Here is a 21,637-nt window from a genome sequence, read left to right as displayed (position 1 = left end):
TTTGGAGTTTGGAGTTTGGAGTTTGGAGTTTGGAGTTTGGAGTTTGGAGTTTGGAGTTTGGAGTTTGGAGTTTGGAGTTTGGAGTTTGGAGTTTGGAGTTTGGAGTTTGGAGTTTGGAGTTTGGAGTTTGGAGGAATAGAAACTATAAAGGCGCAAATAACAAAGTTATTTACGCCAATATTAACTTTATAGATTAACTATAAAATTATAGAGCTACAACGTTTGCAGCTTGAAGACCTTTTTGGCCTTGCTCTACTTCAAAAGACACTTTCTGGCCTTCAGCAAGAGTTTTGAAGCCTTCAGAAGCGATTGCACGGAAGTGAACGAATACGTCAGCACCGCCGTTGTCTTGAGTAATAAAACCAAAACCTTTCTCTTCGTTAAACCACTTTACTAGACCAGTTGATTTGTTAGACATTTTGTGTCCCTTATATAAATTCTTTAAAATTATCGCAAATGCGATGAACTGAAGCCTGAATTATTAAATATGATGATGCAAAGCGAAGGGAAACACTAGTGTACACAACAATAACGAAGATGTTTCTAAGGGTTTTTCTTTAACTTATTACTCAATTAATAACTCTAAACTACAGAGTGACTAAATTGTCACATAAAACGAATTACCTGTAAAGTTTTTTATTAAAAATAATTATATCCACATGAAAACATTATAAAAAATAAAATATGATTTGATATCATCGTATAGACATAATACCAAATCATTATTTATTATGAGTCACTCACTTACCGCCACAGGTGTAACATTTATGCTCAGCAGTATATTGATCACCGTATCCTTCTTCATCCCAAATCTTAATCGCATATTTTTCCCATTCTTTAGCCAGGCTATCAAGTTGATCGCCAAACTTCAGATACCCATCAGCACCTTCATATTGAGGTACAGCCCCAACATCTTGAATATGCTTACGGAATTCTTCTGGATTATCGATAATAGGACAAGGTTGCATTAAGTTATCATTGAAAGGTATATCTTTCTTGTATCCTTCAAAGAATTTAGAACGAAGAATATCAATGATTGGTTTATCGCGTACATTATCAGCCGCATACGGTTGAAACACGCAAGGTTCTGCGCCACCTTTAGCATTAATATGCAAATAATTAGAGCCACCAGACATACAACCGTTAACAAGGAAACCGTGGTTCCAGAAATCAGCTAAGAAAGCAAATGTGCCTCCTTTACGCATTACCTCAAGTTTATGGAAACGTTCATATCGCTGTTTAGGTGTAGGAACCAAATCAAAGTTAGCATCAGCTCCCGTCGGCATATATTGGAATGTCCAAACATACTCTACATTTTCATCAACCAAGAAGTTCCAAAACTCATCACTCATAATCTCAGCATGATTTTCAGATGTCGCCATCAATGAAGCACCAGTAAGAACACCATACTGTTTCAGTAATTTTCGCGTCTCACAGGTTTTTTGGAAGACGCCTTCTCCGCGGCGCCAATCGGTATATTCTTCACCACCTTCAATTGAGATAGTAATTGCAACATTACCCAACTCAGCGAGCTTTTTAACTTTATTTTCTTTTAATAACGTACCATTGGTATAAATCATGAAATAACAATCATTGAAGTCCTCAAAGATCTCATACATGTATTTATATACAAAAGGTTCACCGCCAGTAAAAGTAAAAAATCTAACCCCTAAATTATAAAATTGGGTAAGGATGTTATACATCTCATCTTTAGTAAAATGATACTCATTACCATAAAGCATCGAATAACAACCAACGCATTCAAGATTACATTGATAAGTTGGAGACAGCAGCACTAAGAAAGGAATATTGGTTCCATATTTTTCTTTATTTTGCTCTCTTTCTTTTGCACCTAGTACGCCATGATTAATAATTAAATTTTGAATCAATTTCTTTCGGCAATTTGGTGATAGTTTTTTTAATGCACGTAACCAACCTAACACTTGAGGATCTTCCTCTGAACACATTTGTGCTGCTTCTAATAAGCCAGGCTTATTTTCTTCATCAGCAAATCTAGAGGCTGTTTTAAATAATGTACCAAAAGCTTTAGGGCTAAGATTATTTACTAGAGATGAAATAAGCGGAGATAATAAAGCATTCACTGTATGACTAATTGTATATTTGTTTTTGATTACGGGTTCCATTTTATTATCCTTATTAATTATTTACCCGTAATATAATCGTCTGCCACCTTGCTTCATATAGAACTTCAACCAAAAAATACTCAAATTAAGACACAGAAGAAAAACCAATATCTAGATCAATTTTTCCTTATTTAATGTAAAAAAACCATCATAACCAACTGTTAAATAAATAACATTTCAATTTAACAATTCAGTGTATTTTATTACGCACCACAAATAGAAGCGATTACTGGCTACCATCAAAATAACTGCTTAATTTAGCAGTGTTTATAATGTGCTCAATTAAATATTGATAAAAATATATTGCGTATTTTTACTCTTGTTATCAATAAATTTTGAGCCAAAAAACACCTTCTAGATAATTGTTATTCATTTAATTTACAATAATGACACAACATCTACAAAATATTTAAAATAGATAATAATGATAAAAAATAATTTAACGATAGGAATGAAATAAATAGAACTTACAAAAAAGCCCCGTCATATAAGACGAGGCTTCAAAAGTGGCGGAGAGATAGGGATTTGAACCCTAGATACGCTATAAACGTATGCCGGTTTTCAAGACCGGTGCTTTCAACCACTCAGCCATCTCTCCATAGCAACTATAATAACCAGCACTCATAAGCCTGTAAAGATAAAATAGAATCTAACATCACTGACAGATATATTTTTAATCAAAAAGGAAACATAACAACAATAACGTATAGTTAGCAATCAAGTTAATGCTAATAAAGTAACCAACAAGACGGTACTAATAGCTGAATAATAAAAAAGGTAGAATACTCTACCTTTATTTATTTCTGATCCGCAATACTACTAATCATCTCTAATGAAAGCCTACCGTTGCGGATGGCGCTTTCTTCTTAAACTTATACAAAGCTAGTAAAGGCAATAAGGCAACATAAGAAAACATTAAGAAGCCAAATGTATACACAAATGCTAATAGCGTCGATTGCTGATGCAATAATGCACTCACTTGAGCGATAAAATGAGGATCAGTGACTGTAGTATGATGCTGCATTGCCTGCTGCTGCAATATTGGATTAGTCGCCGTTATATCAGCTCCTAACGCATGCCACTCGCGCTGCTGGGTACGACTAAAGTAAGTATTTACAATTGAGATACCAAATGAACTACCAATGGTACGACAAAGGTTATACATCACCGCACCACCAACCGCATATTTGGCCTCTAGAGTACGATATGCCATTTGACTTAACGGAGCAAAAACTAATCCCATCCCCATTCCTTGAATGATTGACGGTATTAGTACCCAATATAAATTAATCTCCATTGAATAAAGCATCATTAGATAGGTACCAAAGATACTAAATCCAAGTCCAACCGCCACCAGCATTCTTGGATCTAATCGATCCATATATTGTGCCATCACTAGCAACACAATCGCTGATGTTAATCCTCGCGGTGCCATTACAAATCCTGTCGTTTCTACTGGATAATGTAATAATTGCTCCAACATCATCGGCTGTAGCTGTGTTATACCAAAAAGCCCCATCGAAAAGCCGGCCATGATCAAACATGATACAGCAAGATTTCGATCTTTTAATAGCCACATTGGTGCGATATCCCCTTTTGTACGCCATGAACGCACAATAAAGAATACCCAGGCAATAGCACTGATAATTAATGAAAATAGAATAAAGTTAGACTCAAACCATCCTTCTTCATTACCTCTATCAAGCACCATTTGTAATAGGCCAATACCCACTGTCATACCGATAACTAACGGCCAATCTAATTTTGATTCACCTTTGCCATCGATCTTAACAAACAGATAAACCAAAGTAAGACACAAAGCACCTACCGGTACGTTGACATAAAAAATCCAACGCCAATCCATATTCTCAGTGATAATACCACCAACCGTTGGACCTAAAATCGGTCCAAGTAGAATACCGACACTGAATAATGCCATTGCTTTACCACGCTCATTAGCAGGGTAAATCTGTACCATTGTTGACTGTGCCAGTGGAATAACTGACGCACCAAAAGCACCTTGCATGATTCGAAAAGTAACCATTTCAGCAAGACTATCAGCCTGACCACACAAGGCAGAAGTGATAATAAAACCGACCACAGATACGATTAATAACCGTCGCACACCAAATTTAAGCGCAAAATAACTCGCAAGTGGGATACAGATAGCTTCAGCCATCGAATAAGAAGTAAGTACCCAGGTCACCTGCTCAGATGTAACCCCTAGTGCTCCCATCATATGCGGCAGTGCAACGTTGGCAATCGTCATATCCAGCAATACCATAATTGCTGATAACATAACGGCTAAGGTGATCCATGTGCGGTTAGCTGGAGTTACTGACTGACTCATTAGTTAGTCTCTGATTGTGTATCAATAGTAACGTCAGCACTCGCACCAACACGAAGTAATGGCTTACCTTTCAAATCTGTAAATTTAACACGCACAGGGAAACGTTGAGGTACTTTTACCCAGTTACCTGTTGCATTTTCAGGTGGTAATAACGAGAAAGACGAACCACTTGCAGGAGAAAGAGCTTCAACTTTAGCTTGATAAGTCACATCAGGATACATATCTAAAACGACCTTAGCTGTCATACCTACTTTCAATAAGCCGATATCTTTCTCTTTATAGTTTGCTTGTAACCATGCGGTGTTATCTTCAATTAATGGCATCATCGCCAGACCTGGAGATACAACACTACCAGGGCGAACACTGACTTTACCTAGTTCACCATCATATGGCGCGTAAATATTCGTATACGATAGATTTAATGTTGCTTGGCTTAATGCCGCGGCCGCTTGCTTAACCTGAGGAGCCTCGTCGCCTTTAGCACCTTGTTGATTAATCAATTGCGACATTTTTGCACGTGCCGCTTCAAGGGTAGTTTGAGCGCTTGCTAGCTTAGCTTTTACATCATCACCTTGTTGTAAAGGCAATAATTTACGATTCACTAAATCCATTACTCGATGATATGTTTTTTGAACATCAACAAGGTTAGCGTCAGCAGCACGCACATTGGCACTCGCCGCTAGAATAGCATCATCGGTTGCTTTATTTTGCTGACTTGCAACTTCATAAGCCGCTTTAGCTTGTTCTAACTGAATTTCATAAGGTGCAGGATCAATCTTAACGAGTAAATCCCCTTCAGCGACATGTTGATAATTTTCAACATTAACACTGAGTACCTTGCCACTAATTTGTGGTGCAACATACAGAATGTTGGCATGAATATAAGCATCATCGGTACTTGGGTATAATTTTTGATGGCGAGTATAAAAATATCCTGCGGTACCTAAACCAGCAGCAATAACAGCAAAAATGATGAAATTACGAAAATGATTTGATTTTTTTTCTGGATTTGACGGTTCTATTTGAGCCGTATCTGTCGTTGCCATGAATTTATCCTATTTAGCTAATAGTTAGCTAAATTTGAGTCTAGGTGATAGGGATTATTTTGGCTAAAAAGTGTTTGCCTTCTCATAATTAATACATGTACACATTAATAACAGTGCAACTGTATTGTTATAAACATAAGTACAACAACTAAAGCGTGGAAATAATAAGCCTGCAATCCAAGGCTTTCAAGCTTATAAATTTGTGATGTGCTGCACAAACATACCGAATGATCACTTCTTTTGAAGTCTTAGCTATACGAATTAGAGTAAAAGCATTAATTTAGCAATTTTCTCTCACTAATATAGCAATGATTAGATAAGTTTAGTTCTTTTTATTCTTTTACTTTAAATATAGAAACTTAATAATCACTTTTAGATTTGACTTAAATATCAAAACTCTGTTAGCCATCTTACATATAAATATAATTTTTATATGTAACAACACTATCCAAGCATATATAAACACCAAAGCCCCCTTTATATATGGGGCTTTGCAAAAATAAAAACACCTATTCTTTAGTCAAATTAGCCATTAGCCATTATGTCGATGGCTCACTTTATCTACTAAATATAATATTGAACGATATTCAATGCCACTATGCTCTGATAAACCAATCTCACAAGTGCGACTATTAGAATAACCTTCACTACAATTTTCTGGTACTTGGGATTTTAACGGCGCTAACGCACTCGCGTTAAGTTCAGGTTTAGTAAATCCTTTATCACCAGCAAACCCACAACAGGTAATGTCATCAGGGATAATCACATGTTGTGCACAAGATTTTGTGACTCGTTCAATAACGGCTGCCAACCCCTGACGTCGTGATGTACAGGTAATATGTAACATCACTGGAGCCTGTTGGGGAGTAATATCCAATCTTGGCAATACAAAATCAGCAACAAATTTAAACGGTTCGTAAATAGTAAGCTCTTTACGTAAATGTTGCTTACTCGTGCTCGCACATGGACTGGTATCCATCAATATTGGATAGTGCCCTTGCTGAGAGGATAACCATAATGCTTGCTCAAGTTGCTGTGCCTTTACTTGAGCCGTTTCAGGAAACCCTTTACTGGTATAAGGCATACCACAACAAAGGTTATTTAAATTTGCAGGTAACAACACCTCATACCCTGCTTTTTCAAGTAAAGAAATCGTCACTTCAGCCAATGAGCGCTTATCTTGTGCTTGTGCCTCGACGCCCATATTTCGAGCAGAACAACTCGGAAAATACACCACCCGCTCTTTTGTTATACCATTAATAACTGGCGCTATTATTTTTGCAGCAGGCAATGGCATATGTGGTGTCCATTGCGGTATTTTATGCCCTGAAAGTTGGTAAGCTTTTTGTGTTAGCTTGCGCATTCTATTCGTACCCAAGACATTATGCATTTTACTCGCAACGGTTAATCCCGCTTTTGCAGAAGCGGTAACCGTTGCAAAATGCTCTCCTGTCCACGAGGCTATTTTCTTGGCTTTTTCCGTATGATTTTGACGTAACTTACGCACTAAATCACCGGTATTAATACCAACAGGACAACGTTCAGCACAAAGACCTGTCGCAGCACAAGTATCTAATCCATAGTAACGGTAGGTTTTTTCCATCGAAGCGAGACGAGCAGGATCTTCATTACTACGGCGCAAGCGAGATATTTCACGGAAGACAGTGTTACGTTGACGTGGGGTTAACGATAAATTACGCGATGGACACACTGGCTCACAAAAACCACATTCGACACATTTATCAATAAGCTCATCGGCCACTGGCATTGCTTTCAAGTTTTTAATATGAGCGTGTTTATCTGCATTGATAATGACACCTGGGTTTAATATACCTCGAGTATCAAAAATACCTTTAATCGCAAGCATAAGCAGATAACCGTCATGACCCCACTCAAGTTCAATAAATGGTGCCATATTGCGACCAGTACCATGCTCTGCTTTTAACGAACCTTGGTAATCAACTGCCACAAGCTGCGCAACCGCATCCATAAATGCACTATAACGCTCTATTTCAAGCTGAGTATCAAATGCTTGAGTAAAGACAAAATGCAAATTACCCGCTAAAGCATGACCAAAAATAATCGCTTCAGTATAGTTAAATTGAGTAAATAATGTTTGTAGATCGCGTACTGCTGGCGCTAATTGCTCAATCGGAAATGCAACATCTTCAATAATAACGGTAGTACCACTTTCACGTACTGCACCCACCGCAGGGAAGAGCTCTTTTCGTATTCCCCATAATTGATCGCAAACGGTAGCATCTCGACTAAAGTTCACTTGCTCAATCGGTGCAAACACATTAATAATTTGTTGTAACCCTTCTGCTTGACGCCCTAAATCGTGTTCGTCTTCAGCATGAATTTCAATTAATAACACCGCTGCTTCCGTATTGCCAGCTGCTCCTAATTGCGCAATAAAAGCAGGCATGCCTGCTTTTTCCGCAACGGATGCTAACGAGCGGCTATCCATTAATTCCACCGCAGCGACGCGGGTTTTACTTAATTGGCTTACCGCTAAACATGTTTGTTCTATATCAGCAAAAACAAACAGTCCTGATGCTTTAAAGGCATGATTAATTACAGTGTTATAAGTTACATCGGCAATAAAGCCTAATGTCCCTTCAGATCCAATGAATAGGTGTTGTAGAACATCGATAGGATCATCAAAATCCACCAATGAATTTAAACTGTAACCCGTGGTATTCTTTAAACGATATTTATGGCGGATCTTATCTGCTAATACACGGTTCCCTTGGCACTCACTCACCAACAGCATCAACTCTGAAATCATCTTCGCATGCGTTTTTTTAAATGCAGCAACACTGTCAATATCGAGTGTGTTAAGCAAAGTACCATCAGCTAACACCACTGTCATACCTGCAATAGTTCGATAGCTATTTTGAGAAGTACCGCAACACATACCTGACGCATTATTAGCGACAATACCACCAATTTTACAACTATTGATAGAACCAGGATCGGGACCAATTTTACGTCCGAATGGCGCTAGAATCGTGTTTGCTTCCGCTCCAATAATGCCGGGTTGTAACCAAATTTGAGCACCATCATTAAGCACCTTATAATCACGCCAACGCCGCGTTAATGTAATTAAGACAGAATCGGATTGTGCTTGACCAGAAAGGCTCGTACCAGCTGCGCGAAAAGTAACTGGAATTTGACGTTCATAACACGTTTTAATTGCAAAAATAACTTCGTCAAGTGTATCCAGCTGTAGAACTAATTGCGGTAACAAACGGTAAAAACTCGCATCAGTACCGTAAGCCAAGGTTAAAGTCGGATCGGTAATAATTCTTTTTTCATCAATTTGCTGACGTAATTGCTCTATCAAATCCATATAAGCAGGCTGCATCATTGCTCCATGTAATCTTTTTAAGCATAGGCATTATGCTTAACATTTTAATAAAGGATGAATAATTTTACTGCTATAGGTATAGTTGATATATATTGATTAATTCACATCTGTGTTGCAAAAACTATACTAATGCAAACCACTAAAAATTTATTACTGTTCTATCATCTGATCGAAACAGGATCATTCTGTAAAGCGGCAGAGCATATCGGCCTAACTAAATCCGTCGTCAGTAAACGCATAACCGGCTTAGAAAAAGCATTAGGAGTACAACTCATTTATCGAACCACTCGCAAATTAACGCTTACAGAAGCTGGCGAAGTGTTTTATCACCATGCAAGAGAAGTGTATAACGCGGTTCAAAATGCCAATGACGCGATGAGTGGTTTAGGTGAAAGTTTAACGGGTAGTATTCGCCTAACAGTTCCCACTATCTCTGGTGCACTTATTCTGCCAGAGGCGATTGCCGCTTTTAGTGAGAAATATCCCGATATTCACATTGAAATGGATCTAGATAATCGGTTTGTTGATTTAGTTCAAGAGGGATTTGATTTAGCTATTCGTACTGGTGCTATGCCTGACTCGAGCTTTATTGCGCGGCAATTAGTTGAAGCTCGTTGGGTTATATGTGGTGCACCAAGCTATCTCGCCAAACATGGTACACCTCTTGATACGGAACAATTAGGTAGCCATAACTGCCTTGGCTATAGCTATCAAGAAACAGGGGCTAATGCTTGGCTCGTCAACGATAAATTCGGCACACATACCATTCATGTTCATGGCAATTTTACAACCAACAACGCCTCAGCACTGCGGGGGGCAGCATTACATGGCCAAGGCTTAGTTTACGTCCCTAAAATATTAGTTTCCCAAGATTTAGCTCAAGGTGCGTTAATCGAAGTACTACCCACTTATGTCGCTAAATCATTAGGTATTTATGCGGTATATCCTTATACCAAACAACAACCCACCAAAGTGAAGTTATTTATTGAGCACTTGTATTATTATTATCAGCGCCACCAAGATCAATTTAAGTAAGCTCTTATTTCACTATTCAATACTGACCACATCAAACCATACGACATTATCACCAATATGAACATCGACTTCTTCATCAATTTCACGCCCTAGCAATGCTTCACCAAATGGCGAGGTCGGCGTAACAATAATGACATCGAGTCCATCAACAGTAAACTTTAATCCGCCAGCAGCCGGACCTAAAAAGACCAGCTTCAAGTTGCCATTATGATCTTCTAAAGACACTAAATGACCAACAACAACGGTATCTTTCTGAATGGGCATGGCTGCTAATAAATGTTGATAAGCACTAATATCAGCTTTACATTCTGCAACTCGCTGAGCTTGACCATGGGCAAGATAAGACGCTTCTAAAGCAAAGGTATCATACTTATTTTCAGCCACGTTCTCATCATCAGTAGCGGTATTATAAGCTCGCATTGCAGCTTCAGTTGCTATTTGTAATGTCTGCTCTAACTGTGCCTGAATACGCTCAAGTAATACTTGTTTGTTCATTAACGATCAACCTATAGCCAAATGGGCGCTGATTATACATTGAATAGAAACATAAAAAAAACAACAAACAATTACACAACAACCGTCAATCGAAAACTAAAGGAATTTCCATATCATCCGATATAGAGCTTAATTCATTATTAAAGTGGCTATATCTATCAATATGAACATTCTTAAACAAAGATTATGTTTAATCTACTTATTAATTATGACCCAACCCGCTTTAGCGTTGACTCCTACCCATTTACTTAATTATCAAGATAGTTATGGCAACATTTCATTGAAATATAGTGGCAATATTCGCTTACCCGATCCCCTTGTGGTTGATGGCAATCTTAATCTTGAAAATAGCCGTATCAATATGTTGCCGCTAAGTCTAACGGTTAAAGGCAATCTTAATTTAGCCTATAGTGACATTGAATATTTACCATTAGCGCTAAAGGTTGATGGTTATATCAATCTGGCTTACTCTAAAATCAAACAACTTAATTTTGGTTTACAAGTACATGGCGATCTCAGTGTTGCTCATACTAAACTCAAAAAACTACCCGATAACTTATATGTAAAAGGAGATTTATTACTCCAAAATAGTCAGATTCGTACCCTACCCAATAAACTTGTTGTTGATGGGAATATTTATATTGGCAATATGGCTCTTACTACAATTCCTAACGACATTACTATTGGTGGATCTTTATATAGATAATGAAAAATAGTGAATAATCATTATTAATAACAAGAAACTCAATACTAAGGTAAACGATTGCTTTTTTAACCAAGAGAATTAAAAATAAGAAATAAAGCGAAAAGGAGTTATAAGTTAGCCAGAAATTTTACAATAATAGGAATATATTTCTGGCCACTTTGGCGGTTGATTTTTGCTATAAAACAATCTTCAACAAACACCTAATTAGAGGATAATTAAGTGTATTCATTTCTTTATCACCTACAAAGAAATGTTTTTCTAAAACAACTTAAGCTTTAACTACTTTAGTTGTTTGATTTTTATGGTAAAACCACTGTCTGCGACTACGTGTTTTCATTATAAACCTCTCATTTATTTCCCAATGAGCAAGGTTGATATCACTATATATTAATACCGTTCTTACTCGACTATTCGTGTTCTACTTAACCAATAATATATGACATTAAGATGACATCTTAATTGAATTATTATGAACAACATCTTTTTATATATCTATTTAAGACAACGGCTTCTGTAAACTAGTTCCGTTGTAGATAAATATAACTTTGATAAGGTTTCGTGGCGGGGTAATTTAGGAAAGAATATAAGCTAATACTTTCTAATTTTTTTAATACTTTTCACCTAACGATCTATATCAACACAATCAATATAAATATGTTTTTGCTTTTTGACAACTACTCTTAGTGTTTTTTTTGTGAAATATATCTTTATTTTAGTAATTAGTTAGCAATACAATAGCTAACGCATTGCTAAATAAGAAAAAAAGGATTTGTTTTTATTTTATTATTCTCTGATTTTTCTTTCTAAAATACAGCTAATTTTAACGTCTTTACTAAAAATAACCCTACTACACCTTTTTTAGTATTGTTTTATAGTCATTATAATCATGCAAATATCTCTTTAGCATCTATGCTTAACAGTGCGAAAAGTTTTAGATTTAGGACAAAACTATGACGATACACAGTATCACCATCGAACTTACAGCTAATGCACCCAAAAAGGTATTGTTTGCATTACTTTCAGATCATGAACAACTACATCGATTCTTTAATGCTCGCTATATCTTGTTACGTACAGGTAAACCACATAGCAATGGTATAGGCGCGATACGTGAAGTAAATAATGGTTTTTTTGTTTATCAGGAGCAAATTATTGATTTCAAGGAAAATGAACATCTTCATTATAAAATAATTACGGGTGCTCCAGTAGAAGAACACGGTAGTTGGATAAAATTTATTAGCATTAATGCTGATCAAACGAAAATCCTCTACCACATGACCTTCTCGCCCAAATTTATTGGTACAGGGTGGTTGATCAAACAACATATCTATCGCTTTATTAAGCTTGCATTGATTAAATTAATTCATTTTAGCGAGACAAATCCCCACTACCTCAATCAAGTAGCGCCTCAAGATCCTTAGGTTAAGACAATGATCCATACAGTACTGATAATTAAGCGCTACTCCACAAATTTCACTATTTAATAGTATTACTTATCCAATAATTGATCGTAGCACTATAAATTAACACGAATTTATTGATTAATAGTCACATCTAGCTATGTTGTGAGTACATTAAATGAATACAATTCAACCTCTGTTAACAACAGAGCGCTTAATTCTCCGTCCTTTAGAATTATCTGATGCGACTAAAATACAACAATTGGCAGGTAATGCTGATATTGCGAACGGCACTATAAGTGTTCCACATCCATATTCTGATGGGATGGCTGGAAAATGGATAGGTAAGCACTTAGCTGGTTGGTACAGCCATCAATCTGCTATCTTCGCAATTACTCTAAAAAGTAACCATCAACTTGTCGGTTGTGCTGGATTAGAAAACATTAATCAAAATAGTGCTCAACTGGGGTACTGGATTGGCGTACCATTTTGGGGTAACGGTTATTGTACTGAAGCAGTCGAACGCATTAAAGAATTCGGCTTTAATAAGCTCCATTTACAGCATCTTTACGGTCGACATTTAAAAACAGTATCCGGCCCTGAAAATGTCATGCTTAAAATTGGCATGAAGAATGTCACGACTTTAGCAGTTCCAAGCCATTACTTATCACAAGACAATATTGTGATTTATGAATTACTCAACAAAGCAGCTTCATAAGCTTTAGCTGCGGTATAATAATCAAGCGTAATCTTATGCATAACAGCAATAGCAAAAGTAGCATTTATCACTATTAATCGTTAGCATGTTTGCTACTTTACTAAACTTGCTAATAGGTATTAATGTGAAATCACCGTGTGTCGCTAAATGTAAAAATAACGCAGGAATTTGCAGTGGCTGCTGGCGTACAATGACAGAAATCAGCCACTGGATAGCCTATCCAGAACAACAACAACTGGCGATAATGGCTGACATTAAAGCGATTAATGCAACCCACCAATGTCCGCAATGCCAGCAGCCTGCACAATGTGATATTAGCGAGGGAAAATCTACATGCTGGTGTTTTGATATTGAGCCACGCCAAACATTAGCAGGATCATCGAGTGCCTGTCTGTGTCGACAATGTTTATCATCAATGCCGACAATATAATGTTTTATCTTTAGCATTATTCCACAAATAACTTTTACGCTACCAATATCATACCAATCAGTTACAATTACCACTTCGACTATTTGACCCTACAATAAGATAATACAAAGCACGTATGCGCTCGATGTTATCTGGAACACACATGGATATAAAAGTTAATAAACGTCAGGGGCAGCTTCTTAACGATACTATTGCTCAATGGCAACAACAGCAGCTGATTGATAATCAACAAGCACAGCAATTACGTCAAAGCTACCAGATCATCAGTTTTGACTGGAAACTACTCGCAGTCTATTCATTCTGGATCGCCATTGCTTGTTTTATTCTGTCGGTGATCTTATTAGTCGCTGATGATTATTTAATCGCACTGATCTCACGCCTTATTAATACGCCAGCGAGTGTGCTAACAATCACTAGCACAATAATTGCCGGACTATTATTTGTCTTAGGCGTCAAACGTCGACAACATTACCCAGAAAAAACGGTTAGTAATGAGGCAATGTTCTTTTTCGGGGTACTGATAACGGCAGTTGCTAGTGGTTTTTTAAGCCATACCACACTAGCACTTCATTGGCGTGAAAGCGTTTTTATACTTATTCCTACCGCTATACCACACTAGCACTTCATTGGCGTGAAAGCGTTTTTATACTTATTCCTACCGCTATTTATCTCGTTATAGGTATTCAATTACGTTCTGTCTTAGTGTGGCTATTTGCTTTGCTCGGTGTGGGCTTGTGGGTGTTAACTGAAACTTCTTACCTTGCTCAGGATCACTATCTTTTCTGGGGTATGAATATTCCATTACGATTTGCAATTGTTGGCGCCCTTATTATTGGCCTCAGTGCCAGCTTAAAATACAATTCACGGCTATTATTTCTTCACGAAGCAACGCTCTTTATCGGATTAATGTATTTCTTTAACGCATTATGGATGCTGACTATTTTTGGTAATTATGACAGTTTAAGTGCATGGTCACACATCAAACAAATTGAGTTATGGGGCTGGAGTGTTGCAATGATGTTAGTCACTTTAAGCGCTATTTTCTATGGTATTAAAAATAGTAATCCTCTAATAAGAGCGTTTGGAATCATCTTTTTATTATTATGTTTATATAGCCGTTATTTTGAATTTTTTTGGGGAACACTCCATAAAGCACTCTTTTTCGCAATATTGGCCTTAAGCTTTTGGGGAATAGGCAGTCGCGCAGAAAAAATTTGGCAATTAGGAAATAAGAACTAATAAAAAGCCGCTGTAATAATAAACATTAAACAGCGGCATTTTCATAACTTACACAGGTTACTATAAGACCATAAAATAAAAACATATATTATTTAACAGCATGCCTTTCTAAATTATATAATCGAATTTCATGCAACACACGCTCAGTTAGCATTTCATTCATTGTCTCGCGCATTGACGCTTGCATATCAGAAATAACAGGAAATACACTTTGATTCATTTCATCTAAACAGTTTTTAGACACTTTCATTTTCAAATCAAACTCAAACGAAGCCAACGCTAAAAACTTTTCCATTCGTTCAATAACAACATCAATCATGTAGCTATCAGCACCTAAATCCAACAATTCTTGTTCAACAATTAATTCTAACGGCGTACGCTCTCGAAGCTGTTCTTTTACTGGAAACGCAAGAATATTTGACATCATATCCTCCTCATAATCAGTAATAATCATCCGTTGATAATTATTATAATAACATTGCTGTTACATTTATCCTATGTGTTATTCTGGCTCTTGAAAAGCACATTTTTAATAAAAATTATTTTTTCATAGATATTTGACGTCTAGAAAAATGAAATTAAAAACATATAAATACTTTATTTTCAATAAGTTACAATTAAATTTATTCTTTTAAAATTATGTGATATTTATTTTTAAAAAACGGCTCTTGACCATCAATCTTTACTGATAAACATCATACTTGAAAGAGTATGATGAAAATTATCCCAGTTTCGCGTATAACTTAGCGTAATAATAACAAACAATAATTTTTAATTTTAAGTGATATTGTCATTTAACAGGGAGTTTATATGAAGAAAAATTTATTAATTGCCAGTTCCATCGCTATTGCATTAACACTGAGTGGCTGTTCAGATAATGAAGTTGGAGATGTTTCTTTAGGTATGTTTACAACTAAAGATATTAAACTAAATACATTAGTCGATCCTTTAGTACCAGGCGTTACTTGTCATATAGCAAGCATTGAAGCTGACTTAAGTCTGGCGGATCCTTCTGACTCCTCAATATCATGTCGTCAAACTGGTGAAATAACCCCAGAAATGATTGCTCAAATTGATAAATCAAAATCAGGCGAAGTAGTATTTAAGAAATCTAAAAGTATATTCTTTAAGACAATGAAAATACGCCGAATTTATGATCCAAAATCAGAAACATTAATGTACCTCTCTTATTCAACGAAAACGACAACTGGCAGTTATAAACACAGTTTATCGACCGTTCCTTTATGGGGAACGAAAGCATATGTTGCACCTGCTCATATTGAAACTCAATAATCAATAATAAAAAGCCTCTTTACTGTCATTAAAGCAAAGAGGCTTAAACCTACTAAATACAGCAATTTTCTACTCGCTTTATTTTAAATACTAATAATCAATAATAACTAACCGATTAAAAACGTCACCAAAACTAATGCATAATCTGATGCATTCATGAAAGAAATACCGTAGGCTTTAGTAGAAGAAATAAATTTATTAATATATATTCCTATATGAAAATTAAATTTCTAAAAATCACAAATGTCCTTTCGCTTAAATATAAATAAACATGTTTCATAAAACAAGCGCAAATAAACAACATCAATAGAGCTAATAATTATTATTTACAACCCCAATTAACATAAACAACATCACCACTCAATTTATAACAAAAATACGACCTTATTATGTGAGCCTAATCCAACAAATACATATAGGCGTTATAGTTTTTTTTTGTCATAGTGCATCCATAAATACACACTAATTATAGTTAAGATTTTAATATTCCATGGATGAATAGCTATGCTAAAAAGCACTAAAAAAGCGATTACCTCACATATACCCTCTTTCCCAATTACATTGCTTGCAAAAACTTGCCTATTTAGTTTTACTGCTTTACCTCTGACTAATATTGCTGTTGCGCAACCAATCACTCAAATAACAACACCCACAATTATTGATGATGTATTAATTAACCCTGATATAGGTATTACTGATCACCAATCATTCAATATTCATAGTGATCCATGGTGGAATAAGCCGAGTCATCCTGAAACATCCGTTGTTTATTTTCGATGGTATTGGGAAGAACTCGAACCCCAACCAGGGCACTACAATTTTCAACTGATTGACGATACCATCAATCAAGCTGCTGCATTAGGTAAAAAAACTGTAATTCGATTTATGACAATGGCTGGGAAAGATGAGGTCTATTACAATCCATCACCAAATGCAGGCAAGAAAATACTGGGTGTACCTTGTTGGATCAAAAAACAAATTGATGACAATACTATCGGTGAAACCTGTGCCGATGATAATCACTTTGTTGTAGATTATAAAAATCCCATCTTAAAAAAGAAGCTGAGTCGCTTTATCAAAGCCATGGGGAAACGGTATAACAACAACACGAATCTCTTACGCTTAGATGTTGGTTTAATTGGTACTTGGGGAGAATGGAATCTTGCTTCACAAATGGGTTACCAACAACCATCACTGGGTCACCATGGCTATAACGTAAAAGACTTAGCTCCTTATATACAATTAATGCGTAATGCGTTTCCTGACAAGCAGCTGTCGATTGATTTAACTTCGCCTGATGATGAAATTACAAGTTATGCTACCGCTCGTGGATTAGGTTGGCGTGCGGATTGCATTGGTGATTGGCAAGCGGGCTGGAACCATATGGAGAATGGCTATCCTGATACTATTAACCATATATTAGGTAATGGATATAATCAAAATAACTATGCTGACACCTCCTTCCTTAATCGCTGGAAACAAGCTCCTGTTGATTTTGAAGTGTGTCAAGATCTCGATTATTGGTCTCAAAATGACAATGATTACACCATTGAGAAAGTTAAACAAACTTTTGATTTTGCATTAGATTCACATGCATCTTTATTCAATATGAAATCAGGAAACGTGCCTCTCATCTACAAAGATCTTGTAAATGATTTAATTAAGAAACTGGGCTACCGCTTTGAAATATCGTCAGTTGAAATCAGTAGTCGATTTAAACCATCATCAGCGATAACAATCGCTTCAACATGGAAAAATACAGGTGTTGCACCTAGTTATAATAACTATCCTGTCGTGTGGCGTTTACGTAATAGCGATAATCATATCGTTACCTACTTCGCAACCAATAATGATATTCGCACATGGTTACCAGCAAATGATCGTGACAGTAATGCGCCAAAATACAAGCAAATAAACACCTTTAATTTACCATACGATATTAAGCCGGGTAATTATAAACTTGAAGTAGCTCTTGTCGAACCATCGACAACTACCGCAAAAATTAAACTGGGCATAGATGGAAGAACTCATGATAATTGGCATTATATTGATACTATAAATATAAACCACTAACTACAACAAAGCGCCAATTCGCTCCGAACATGGCGCTTTTTAAGCTCTCTATATGATTTATTTACCAAAATAAGGAATTTCTTTACCTAGCTTAACCATTGCTAAATAATTAATTTTTCTGTATATATTCCCATATTTAGATAAAATATTTTTTGAATCAATAACGGTCATATTGTCCCAGTATGACAACGTATGAATACCGTCAGAAAAAGGAACGACAGGCATTACATCTTTGAAAAATACTTCCTTATAAACTGTTTTAGAAAGCTCAGTAATATGCATAACTTTTAAGCTGCCACCGTAAGTTATGGCACAATTTTGACAAACACGATAATAATTATTATCACGATCAACAATTGGTCCACCATTACGTCCAAAAGCCTTATCATTTGCAATAGGAGAACAAGGATGAGTTTGATAATCACCTAGCAATGAATTGGCAAAAAATAGCTGTTGTTTAAAGGGTTGATCAGATGTGGAGGTGAATAAGTAAAATATTCCATCAACCTTCTTAATACAGGTATCAATATATTTCTCGCCACTAAGTAGTGTCTTCACCTTTTCAAATTTAACACCTGTAAACTTATACAGCGCCAATTCATTCAAATCAGAGGTTTCAACAATAGAATATAACTCATTTTCTTCTTCAAACGTAAAAGGAAATGATTTATGCCCTACAATTTTATTTACATCGTCAAAGAAACTATAACGCTTACCATCGAAATCAACACATTCAATTTTTCCATTACCATGAGAGTAGTCAAAGATTTCGTAAGCTATGTAATCTTTATTGTTTAATGTAAACACAAAAGGATCCGCTTCAAAGTCTTTATCCGTAAAATTAAACCAATGAATATCATAAGCATTTAAGCCATTAATAATCACGTCTAATGGATGCTCTCTGATTAGACCAATACGCCAAAAATCTTGATCAGTAAATTTATTCAATAACTTCATTCGATTTAATACCTTCAATGCTTCCACACAATGTGAATTATAATAGTGATAAATATAGAAAAATGTTTATTTTTATATTAACGAATATCTATCAATATACATTATTTATGCATAAATCCTGTAATAAATATAACACAATAAAGATAAATAAAATATATACTCATAAAAATGTCACAAATAAATAAAAATCGACATTTATTTATTTGACTAACCATCTAAAAAAACAATACTTATAAAGTTTAATTTATAAAACGCAAAAACAACTTAACTAAGGTTACTAACAATGGTTATTTTAAATAAAACTTGTACTATTTTGTGCTTTTTCAGCTTATTTTTATCTACATTAGTACAAGCAATGACAATTGAATATCAGCCAACAGTGAGTCAAAAAATATTAATTAACCCTGATATTGGTATTACCGATCACCAAACTATTGATATTCATAATAATCCAAATTGGAATATACCAAGCTACCCAAAAACGTCGGTGGTTTACTTCCGTTGGTATTGGGAACAATTAGAACCTAAAAAAGGTGTTTATAACTATAAACTCATCGATGATACAATTTTAGCAGCTAAAAGAGCCAACAAAAAAATCGTAATTAGGTTTATGACATTAGCTGGCTTAAATGAGACTTACTACTCACCTAACCCGCAAAAAGCCAAAAAAATACTTGGCATTCCTTGCTGGTTAAAAAAACAATTAGACCCTCATACACACGACATATGCACGAATGATAACAGTTTTGTCGTTAATTATAACAATCCAAAATTTAAGGAAAATTTACAGCAATTTATTGCTGCCATGGGTAAACGCTATAATCATAACCCTGACATCTTACGGCTTGATGTTGGCCTTGTCGGTACATGGGGAGAATGGCATTTAGCAACCCATTATAATGGCACTAGACCTACATTAGGTCATATTGGTTATACAACAGCCGAACTAATACCGTATATCAATATGATGCGTAAAGCTTTTCCTAATAAAATGCTTTCTATAGATCTTGGTTCACCCGATGATAATTTTGCCAGCTATGCTACCAAACATGGATTAGGTTGGCGAGCAGATTGCCTTGGCGACTGGGCCAAAGGTTGGAATCATATGCAACAAGGATACCCTCAAACACTACGTCATATCGAAGGAAAAAAAGTAACTGGTGCCAAGAATAACATCGCAGATAAATTTACAGATCCATTATTCTTATCTCGTTGGGAAAAGGCTCCAGTTGATTTTGAAATTTGCAATACAATGGATCAGTGGGCTCAGCAGCCTACTATTTATACGCAACAAAAAGTTGAACAAACCTTCGCTACAGCACTTAAGTTGCATGCTTCATTATTAAATTTAAAATCAAGCCCTATTCCAGAAAAATACCAACCATTATTAAATAATTTTTTAAAAAAAATTGGTTACCGTTTTATTCTGAATAAAGTGAAACTTAATAGTAAATTTCGTCCAAATAGTTTAATTACGATAACATCAACCTGGATAAATAATGGAGTAGCGCCAAGTTATAACAACTATCCAATTGTATGGCGGATTGTGAATAATAAAAATAACGTCGTTGCATACTTTAATACGAAAAATAATATTACTCATTGGCTACCCGCACAAAACTCAAATGACAAAGCACCTATTTACACTCAAAAGAATAGTTTTATATTACCAAAAGAAATAAAACCTGGAGAATATAACCTTGAAGTTGGATTAGTAACACCTCACACACATAATGCTGTAATTTCTATTGCTATCAACAATAAAAATTATAACAAATGGTACTCGTTAATACGCTTCACTATAAAATAATAAACACAAATACCAACAATGCTGTCGTAAAGTTAGGGATTGAAGGCAAACTCAAAGATAACTGGTACGGTATTGCTGGGATTACCATTCTAAAAAAGCAATAATTAGCAACGAGGCATATTAACAATATGCCTCGTTTTCGACTAATTTAGAAAATGCGCTTTAAAATAGTCCCAAATACCAAATGAAAAGTGTTTAAAAATATCAATACCCAATGCTGACTTTATCAGATATAAAGTCAAGACTGCTGATATAAACATAAAACATAAACCAAATGTGACTAATAACACTTTTATAATTGTGGTAATACTTGATTGGTGACGTGAAGCTTTCCGGCGATCTTTCCCTAGCAAAAACACAACATAATAACGCCAACGCCCAATGCCAATAGTTGGTCTAAAATCAACACAATGATTATTATTATAACTATTAATAACAATCGATTTTTCTATCGCTATACGCTGCTCACTATTAAATGAATCAACTATCTCAGCTGGTATCGAATTTATAACTCGCTCAATCACGACTTGTTGAGCTTGAGTATATTTACTATTTGAAGACACGCAAC

20 protein-coding genes and 1 tRNA gene are annotated in these 21,637 nt (G+C 35.6%); 11 read left to right on the top strand and 10 right to left on the bottom strand.

Going from position 1 to position 21,637, the window contains the following annotated elements; translation table 11 throughout:
* On the top strand, positions 1–197 hold a 197-nt coding region (locus tag C0W29_RS21790), incomplete at its 5' end, for a hypothetical protein (RefSeq protein ID WP_208019747.1).
* Positions 198–205: 8 nt separating this feature from the next.
* On the opposite strand, the gene cspE is transcribed toward C0W29_RS21790, so the two are convergent.
* The 6 genes from cspE to C0W29_RS18715 all read right to left on the bottom strand — a co-directional run bounded on the left by cspE (position 206) and on the right by C0W29_RS18715 (position 8,910).
* Entirely contained in the window at positions 206–418 is a 213-nt protein-coding gene (cspE, locus tag C0W29_RS18740) for a transcription antiterminator/RNA stability regulator CspE (protein WP_036791338.1), read from the bottom strand.
* A gap of 322 nt (positions 419–740) precedes the next feature.
* Positions 741–2,144, bottom strand: coding sequence for a radical SAM protein (locus C0W29_RS18735; RefSeq protein WP_052671710.1), 1,404 nt, complete (start codon positions 2,142–2,144; stop codon positions 741–743).
* Between the two features lie 507 nt (positions 2,145–2,651).
* Positions 2,652–2,742: transfer RNA gene (locus tag C0W29_RS18730), tRNA-Ser, on the bottom strand.
* Between the two features lie 231 nt (positions 2,743–2,973).
* Entirely contained in the window at positions 2,974–4,494 is a 1,521-nt protein-coding gene (locus C0W29_RS18725; protein ID WP_045042967.1) for a DHA2 family efflux MFS transporter permease subunit, read from the bottom strand.
* Positions 4,494–5,540: an HlyD family secretion protein gene (locus tag C0W29_RS18720; protein WP_045042966.1), complete on the bottom strand. Its 1,047-nt coding sequence runs from the start codon at positions 5,538–5,540 to the stop codon at positions 4,494–4,496. Before C0W29_RS18720 ends, C0W29_RS18725 begins: the two co-directional genes overlap by 1 nt.
* A 532-nt stretch (positions 5,541–6,072) precedes the next feature.
* Positions 6,073–8,910: an FAD-binding and (Fe-S)-binding domain-containing protein gene (locus C0W29_RS18715; RefSeq protein ID WP_045045598.1), complete on the bottom strand. Its 2,838-nt coding sequence runs from the start codon at positions 8,908–8,910 to the stop codon at positions 6,073–6,075.
* Positions 8,911–9,042: 132 nt separating this feature from the next.
* Between C0W29_RS18715 and C0W29_RS18710 the strand changes: the two genes are divergently transcribed.
* Positions 9,043–9,948: a LysR family transcriptional regulator gene (locus C0W29_RS18710; RefSeq protein ID WP_045042965.1), complete on the top strand. Its 906-nt coding sequence runs from the start codon at positions 9,043–9,045 to the stop codon at positions 9,946–9,948.
* A 12-nt stretch (positions 9,949–9,960) separates the two neighbouring features.
* Here C0W29_RS18710 and C0W29_RS18705 read toward each other — a convergent pair whose 3' ends face one another.
* Complete coding sequence (locus C0W29_RS18705; RefSeq protein WP_045042964.1) at positions 9,961–10,443, bottom strand: GreA/GreB family elongation factor; 483 nt, start codon at positions 10,441–10,443, stop codon at positions 9,961–9,963.
* Between the two features lie 208 nt (positions 10,444–10,651).
* On the opposite strand from C0W29_RS18705, the gene C0W29_RS18700 reads away from it, so the two are divergent.
* The 6 genes from C0W29_RS18700 to C0W29_RS21875 all read left to right on the top strand — a co-directional run bounded on the left by C0W29_RS18700 (position 10,652) and on the right by C0W29_RS21875 (position 14,936).
* Positions 10,652–11,149 (top strand): hypothetical protein, encoded by a 498-nt coding sequence (locus C0W29_RS18700; protein ID WP_107174203.1) that lies wholly within the window; start codon positions 10,652–10,654, stop codon positions 11,147–11,149.
* Between the two features lie 950 nt (positions 11,150–12,099).
* The gene (locus tag C0W29_RS18695; protein WP_045042962.1) at positions 12,100–12,570 is read left to right on the top strand and encodes an SRPBCC family protein; all 471 of its coding nucleotides are present in this window, start codon (positions 12,100–12,102) and stop codon (positions 12,568–12,570) included.
* Positions 12,571–12,727: 157 nt separating this feature from the next.
* Positions 12,728–13,267, top strand: coding sequence for a GNAT family N-acetyltransferase (locus tag C0W29_RS18690; protein ID WP_036791352.1), 540 nt, complete (start codon positions 12,728–12,730; stop codon positions 13,265–13,267).
* A 124-nt stretch (positions 13,268–13,391) separates the two neighbouring features.
* A complete protein-coding gene (locus tag C0W29_RS18685) occupies positions 13,392–13,697 on the top strand; it encodes a DUF1289 domain-containing protein (protein WP_045043003.1) in 306 nt (101 codons plus the stop codon).
* Positions 13,698–13,839: 142 nt separating this feature from the next.
* Positions 13,840–14,316, top strand: a complete 477-nt coding sequence (locus C0W29_RS21880; protein ID WP_235869051.1) for a hypothetical protein — start codon at positions 13,840–13,842, stop codon at positions 14,314–14,316.
* A gap of 119 nt (positions 14,317–14,435) precedes the next feature.
* Positions 14,436–14,936: a hypothetical protein gene (locus C0W29_RS21875; protein WP_235869050.1), complete on the top strand. Its 501-nt coding sequence runs from the start codon at positions 14,436–14,438 to the stop codon at positions 14,934–14,936.
* 88 nt (positions 14,937–15,024) lie between these two features.
* Here the strand turns inward: C0W29_RS21875 and C0W29_RS18675 are convergent, their stop codons facing one another.
* On the bottom strand, positions 15,025–15,360 hold the full coding sequence (locus C0W29_RS18675; protein WP_036791360.1) for a hypothetical protein: 336 nt from the start codon (positions 15,358–15,360) through the stop codon (positions 15,025–15,027).
* A gap of 386 nt (positions 15,361–15,746) precedes the next feature.
* Between C0W29_RS18675 and C0W29_RS18670 the strand changes: the two genes are divergently transcribed.
* Both C0W29_RS18670 and C0W29_RS18665 read left to right on the top strand, forming a co-directional pair.
* The gene (locus tag C0W29_RS18670; RefSeq protein WP_045042961.1) at positions 15,747–16,229 is read left to right on the top strand and encodes a CreA family protein; all 483 of its coding nucleotides are present in this window, start codon (positions 15,747–15,749) and stop codon (positions 16,227–16,229) included.
* Between the two features lie 504 nt (positions 16,230–16,733).
* Positions 16,734–18,302 carry a DUF4832 domain-containing protein gene (locus tag C0W29_RS18665; protein WP_045045597.1) on the top strand — a complete coding sequence of 523 codons (1,569 nt, stop codon included), beginning with the start codon at positions 16,734–16,736 and terminating at the stop codon, positions 18,300–18,302.
* 57 nt (positions 18,303–18,359) lie between these two features.
* On the opposite strand, the gene C0W29_RS18660 is transcribed toward C0W29_RS18665, so the two are convergent.
* Complete coding sequence (locus C0W29_RS18660) at positions 18,360–19,259, bottom strand: glucosamine inositolphosphorylceramide transferase family protein (protein WP_045045596.1); 900 nt, start codon at positions 19,257–19,259, stop codon at positions 18,360–18,362.
* 283 nt (positions 19,260–19,542) lie between these two features.
* Here C0W29_RS18660 and C0W29_RS18655 point away from each other — a divergent pair, with 283 nt between their 5' ends.
* Positions 19,543–21,069 carry a DUF4832 domain-containing protein gene (locus tag C0W29_RS18655; protein ID WP_045045595.1) on the top strand — a complete coding sequence of 509 codons (1,527 nt, stop codon included), beginning with the start codon at positions 19,543–19,545 and terminating at the stop codon, positions 21,067–21,069.
* A gap of 143 nt (positions 21,070–21,212) precedes the next feature.
* Here C0W29_RS18655 and C0W29_RS18650 read toward each other — a convergent pair whose 3' ends face one another.
* On the bottom strand, positions 21,213–21,632 hold the full coding sequence (locus C0W29_RS18650; protein ID WP_052671709.1) for a hypothetical protein: 420 nt from the start codon (positions 21,630–21,632) through the stop codon (positions 21,213–21,215).
* Positions 21,633–21,637 lie beyond the last annotated feature (5 nt).

The organism is Photobacterium kishitanii, assembly GCF_003026355.1.
In the GTDB taxonomy this organism is placed as follows: domain Bacteria; phylum Pseudomonadota; class Gammaproteobacteria; order Enterobacterales; family Vibrionaceae; genus Photobacterium; species Photobacterium kishitanii.
This window is presented reverse-complemented; position numbering and strand designations above follow the sequence as displayed.

Coding starts and splice junctions, on each gene's coding strand:
- cspE (WP_036791338.1), bottom strand. CDS start 418: ATGTCTAACAAATCAACTGGTCTAGTAAAGTGGTTTAACGAAGAGAAA.
- C0W29_RS18735 (WP_052671710.1), bottom strand. CDS start 2,144: ATGGAACCCGTAATCAAAAACAAATATACAATTAGTCATACAGTGAAT.
- C0W29_RS18725 (WP_045042967.1), bottom strand. CDS start 4,494: ATGAGTCAGTCAGTAACTCCAGCTAACCGCACATGGATCACCTTAGCC.
- C0W29_RS18720 (WP_045042966.1), bottom strand. CDS start 5,540: ATGGCAACGACAGATACGGCTCAAATAGAACCGTCAAATCCAGAAAAA.
- C0W29_RS18715 (WP_045045598.1), bottom strand. CDS start 8,910: ATGCAGCCTGCTTATATGGATTTGATAGAGCAATTACGTCAGCAAATT.
- C0W29_RS18710 (WP_045042965.1), top strand. CDS start 9,043: ATGCAAACCACTAAAAATTTATTACTGTTCTATCATCTGATCGAAACA.
- C0W29_RS18705 (WP_045042964.1), bottom strand. CDS start 10,443: ATGAACAAACAAGTATTACTTGAGCGTATTCAGGCACAGTTAGAGCAG.
- C0W29_RS18700 (WP_107174203.1), top strand. CDS start 10,652: ATGACCCAACCCGCTTTAGCGTTGACTCCTACCCATTTACTTAATTAT.
- C0W29_RS18695 (WP_045042962.1), top strand. CDS start 12,100: ATGACGATACACAGTATCACCATCGAACTTACAGCTAATGCACCCAAA.
- C0W29_RS18690 (WP_036791352.1), top strand. CDS start 12,728: ATGAATACAATTCAACCTCTGTTAACAACAGAGCGCTTAATTCTCCGT.
- C0W29_RS21880 (WP_235869051.1), top strand. CDS start 13,840: ATGGATATAAAAGTTAATAAACGTCAGGGGCAGCTTCTTAACGATACT.
- C0W29_RS18675 (WP_036791360.1), bottom strand. CDS start 15,360: ATGTCAAATATTCTTGCGTTTCCAGTAAAAGAACAGCTTCGAGAGCGT.
- C0W29_RS18670 (WP_045042961.1), top strand. CDS start 15,747: ATGAAGAAAAATTTATTAATTGCCAGTTCCATCGCTATTGCATTAACA.
- C0W29_RS18665 (WP_045045597.1), top strand. CDS start 16,734: ATGCTAAAAAGCACTAAAAAAGCGATTACCTCACATATACCCTCTTTC.
- C0W29_RS18660 (WP_045045596.1), bottom strand. CDS start 19,259: ATGAAGTTATTGAATAAATTTACTGATCAAGATTTTTGGCGTATTGGT.
- C0W29_RS18655 (WP_045045595.1), top strand. CDS start 19,543: ATGGTTATTTTAAATAAAACTTGTACTATTTTGTGCTTTTTCAGCTTA.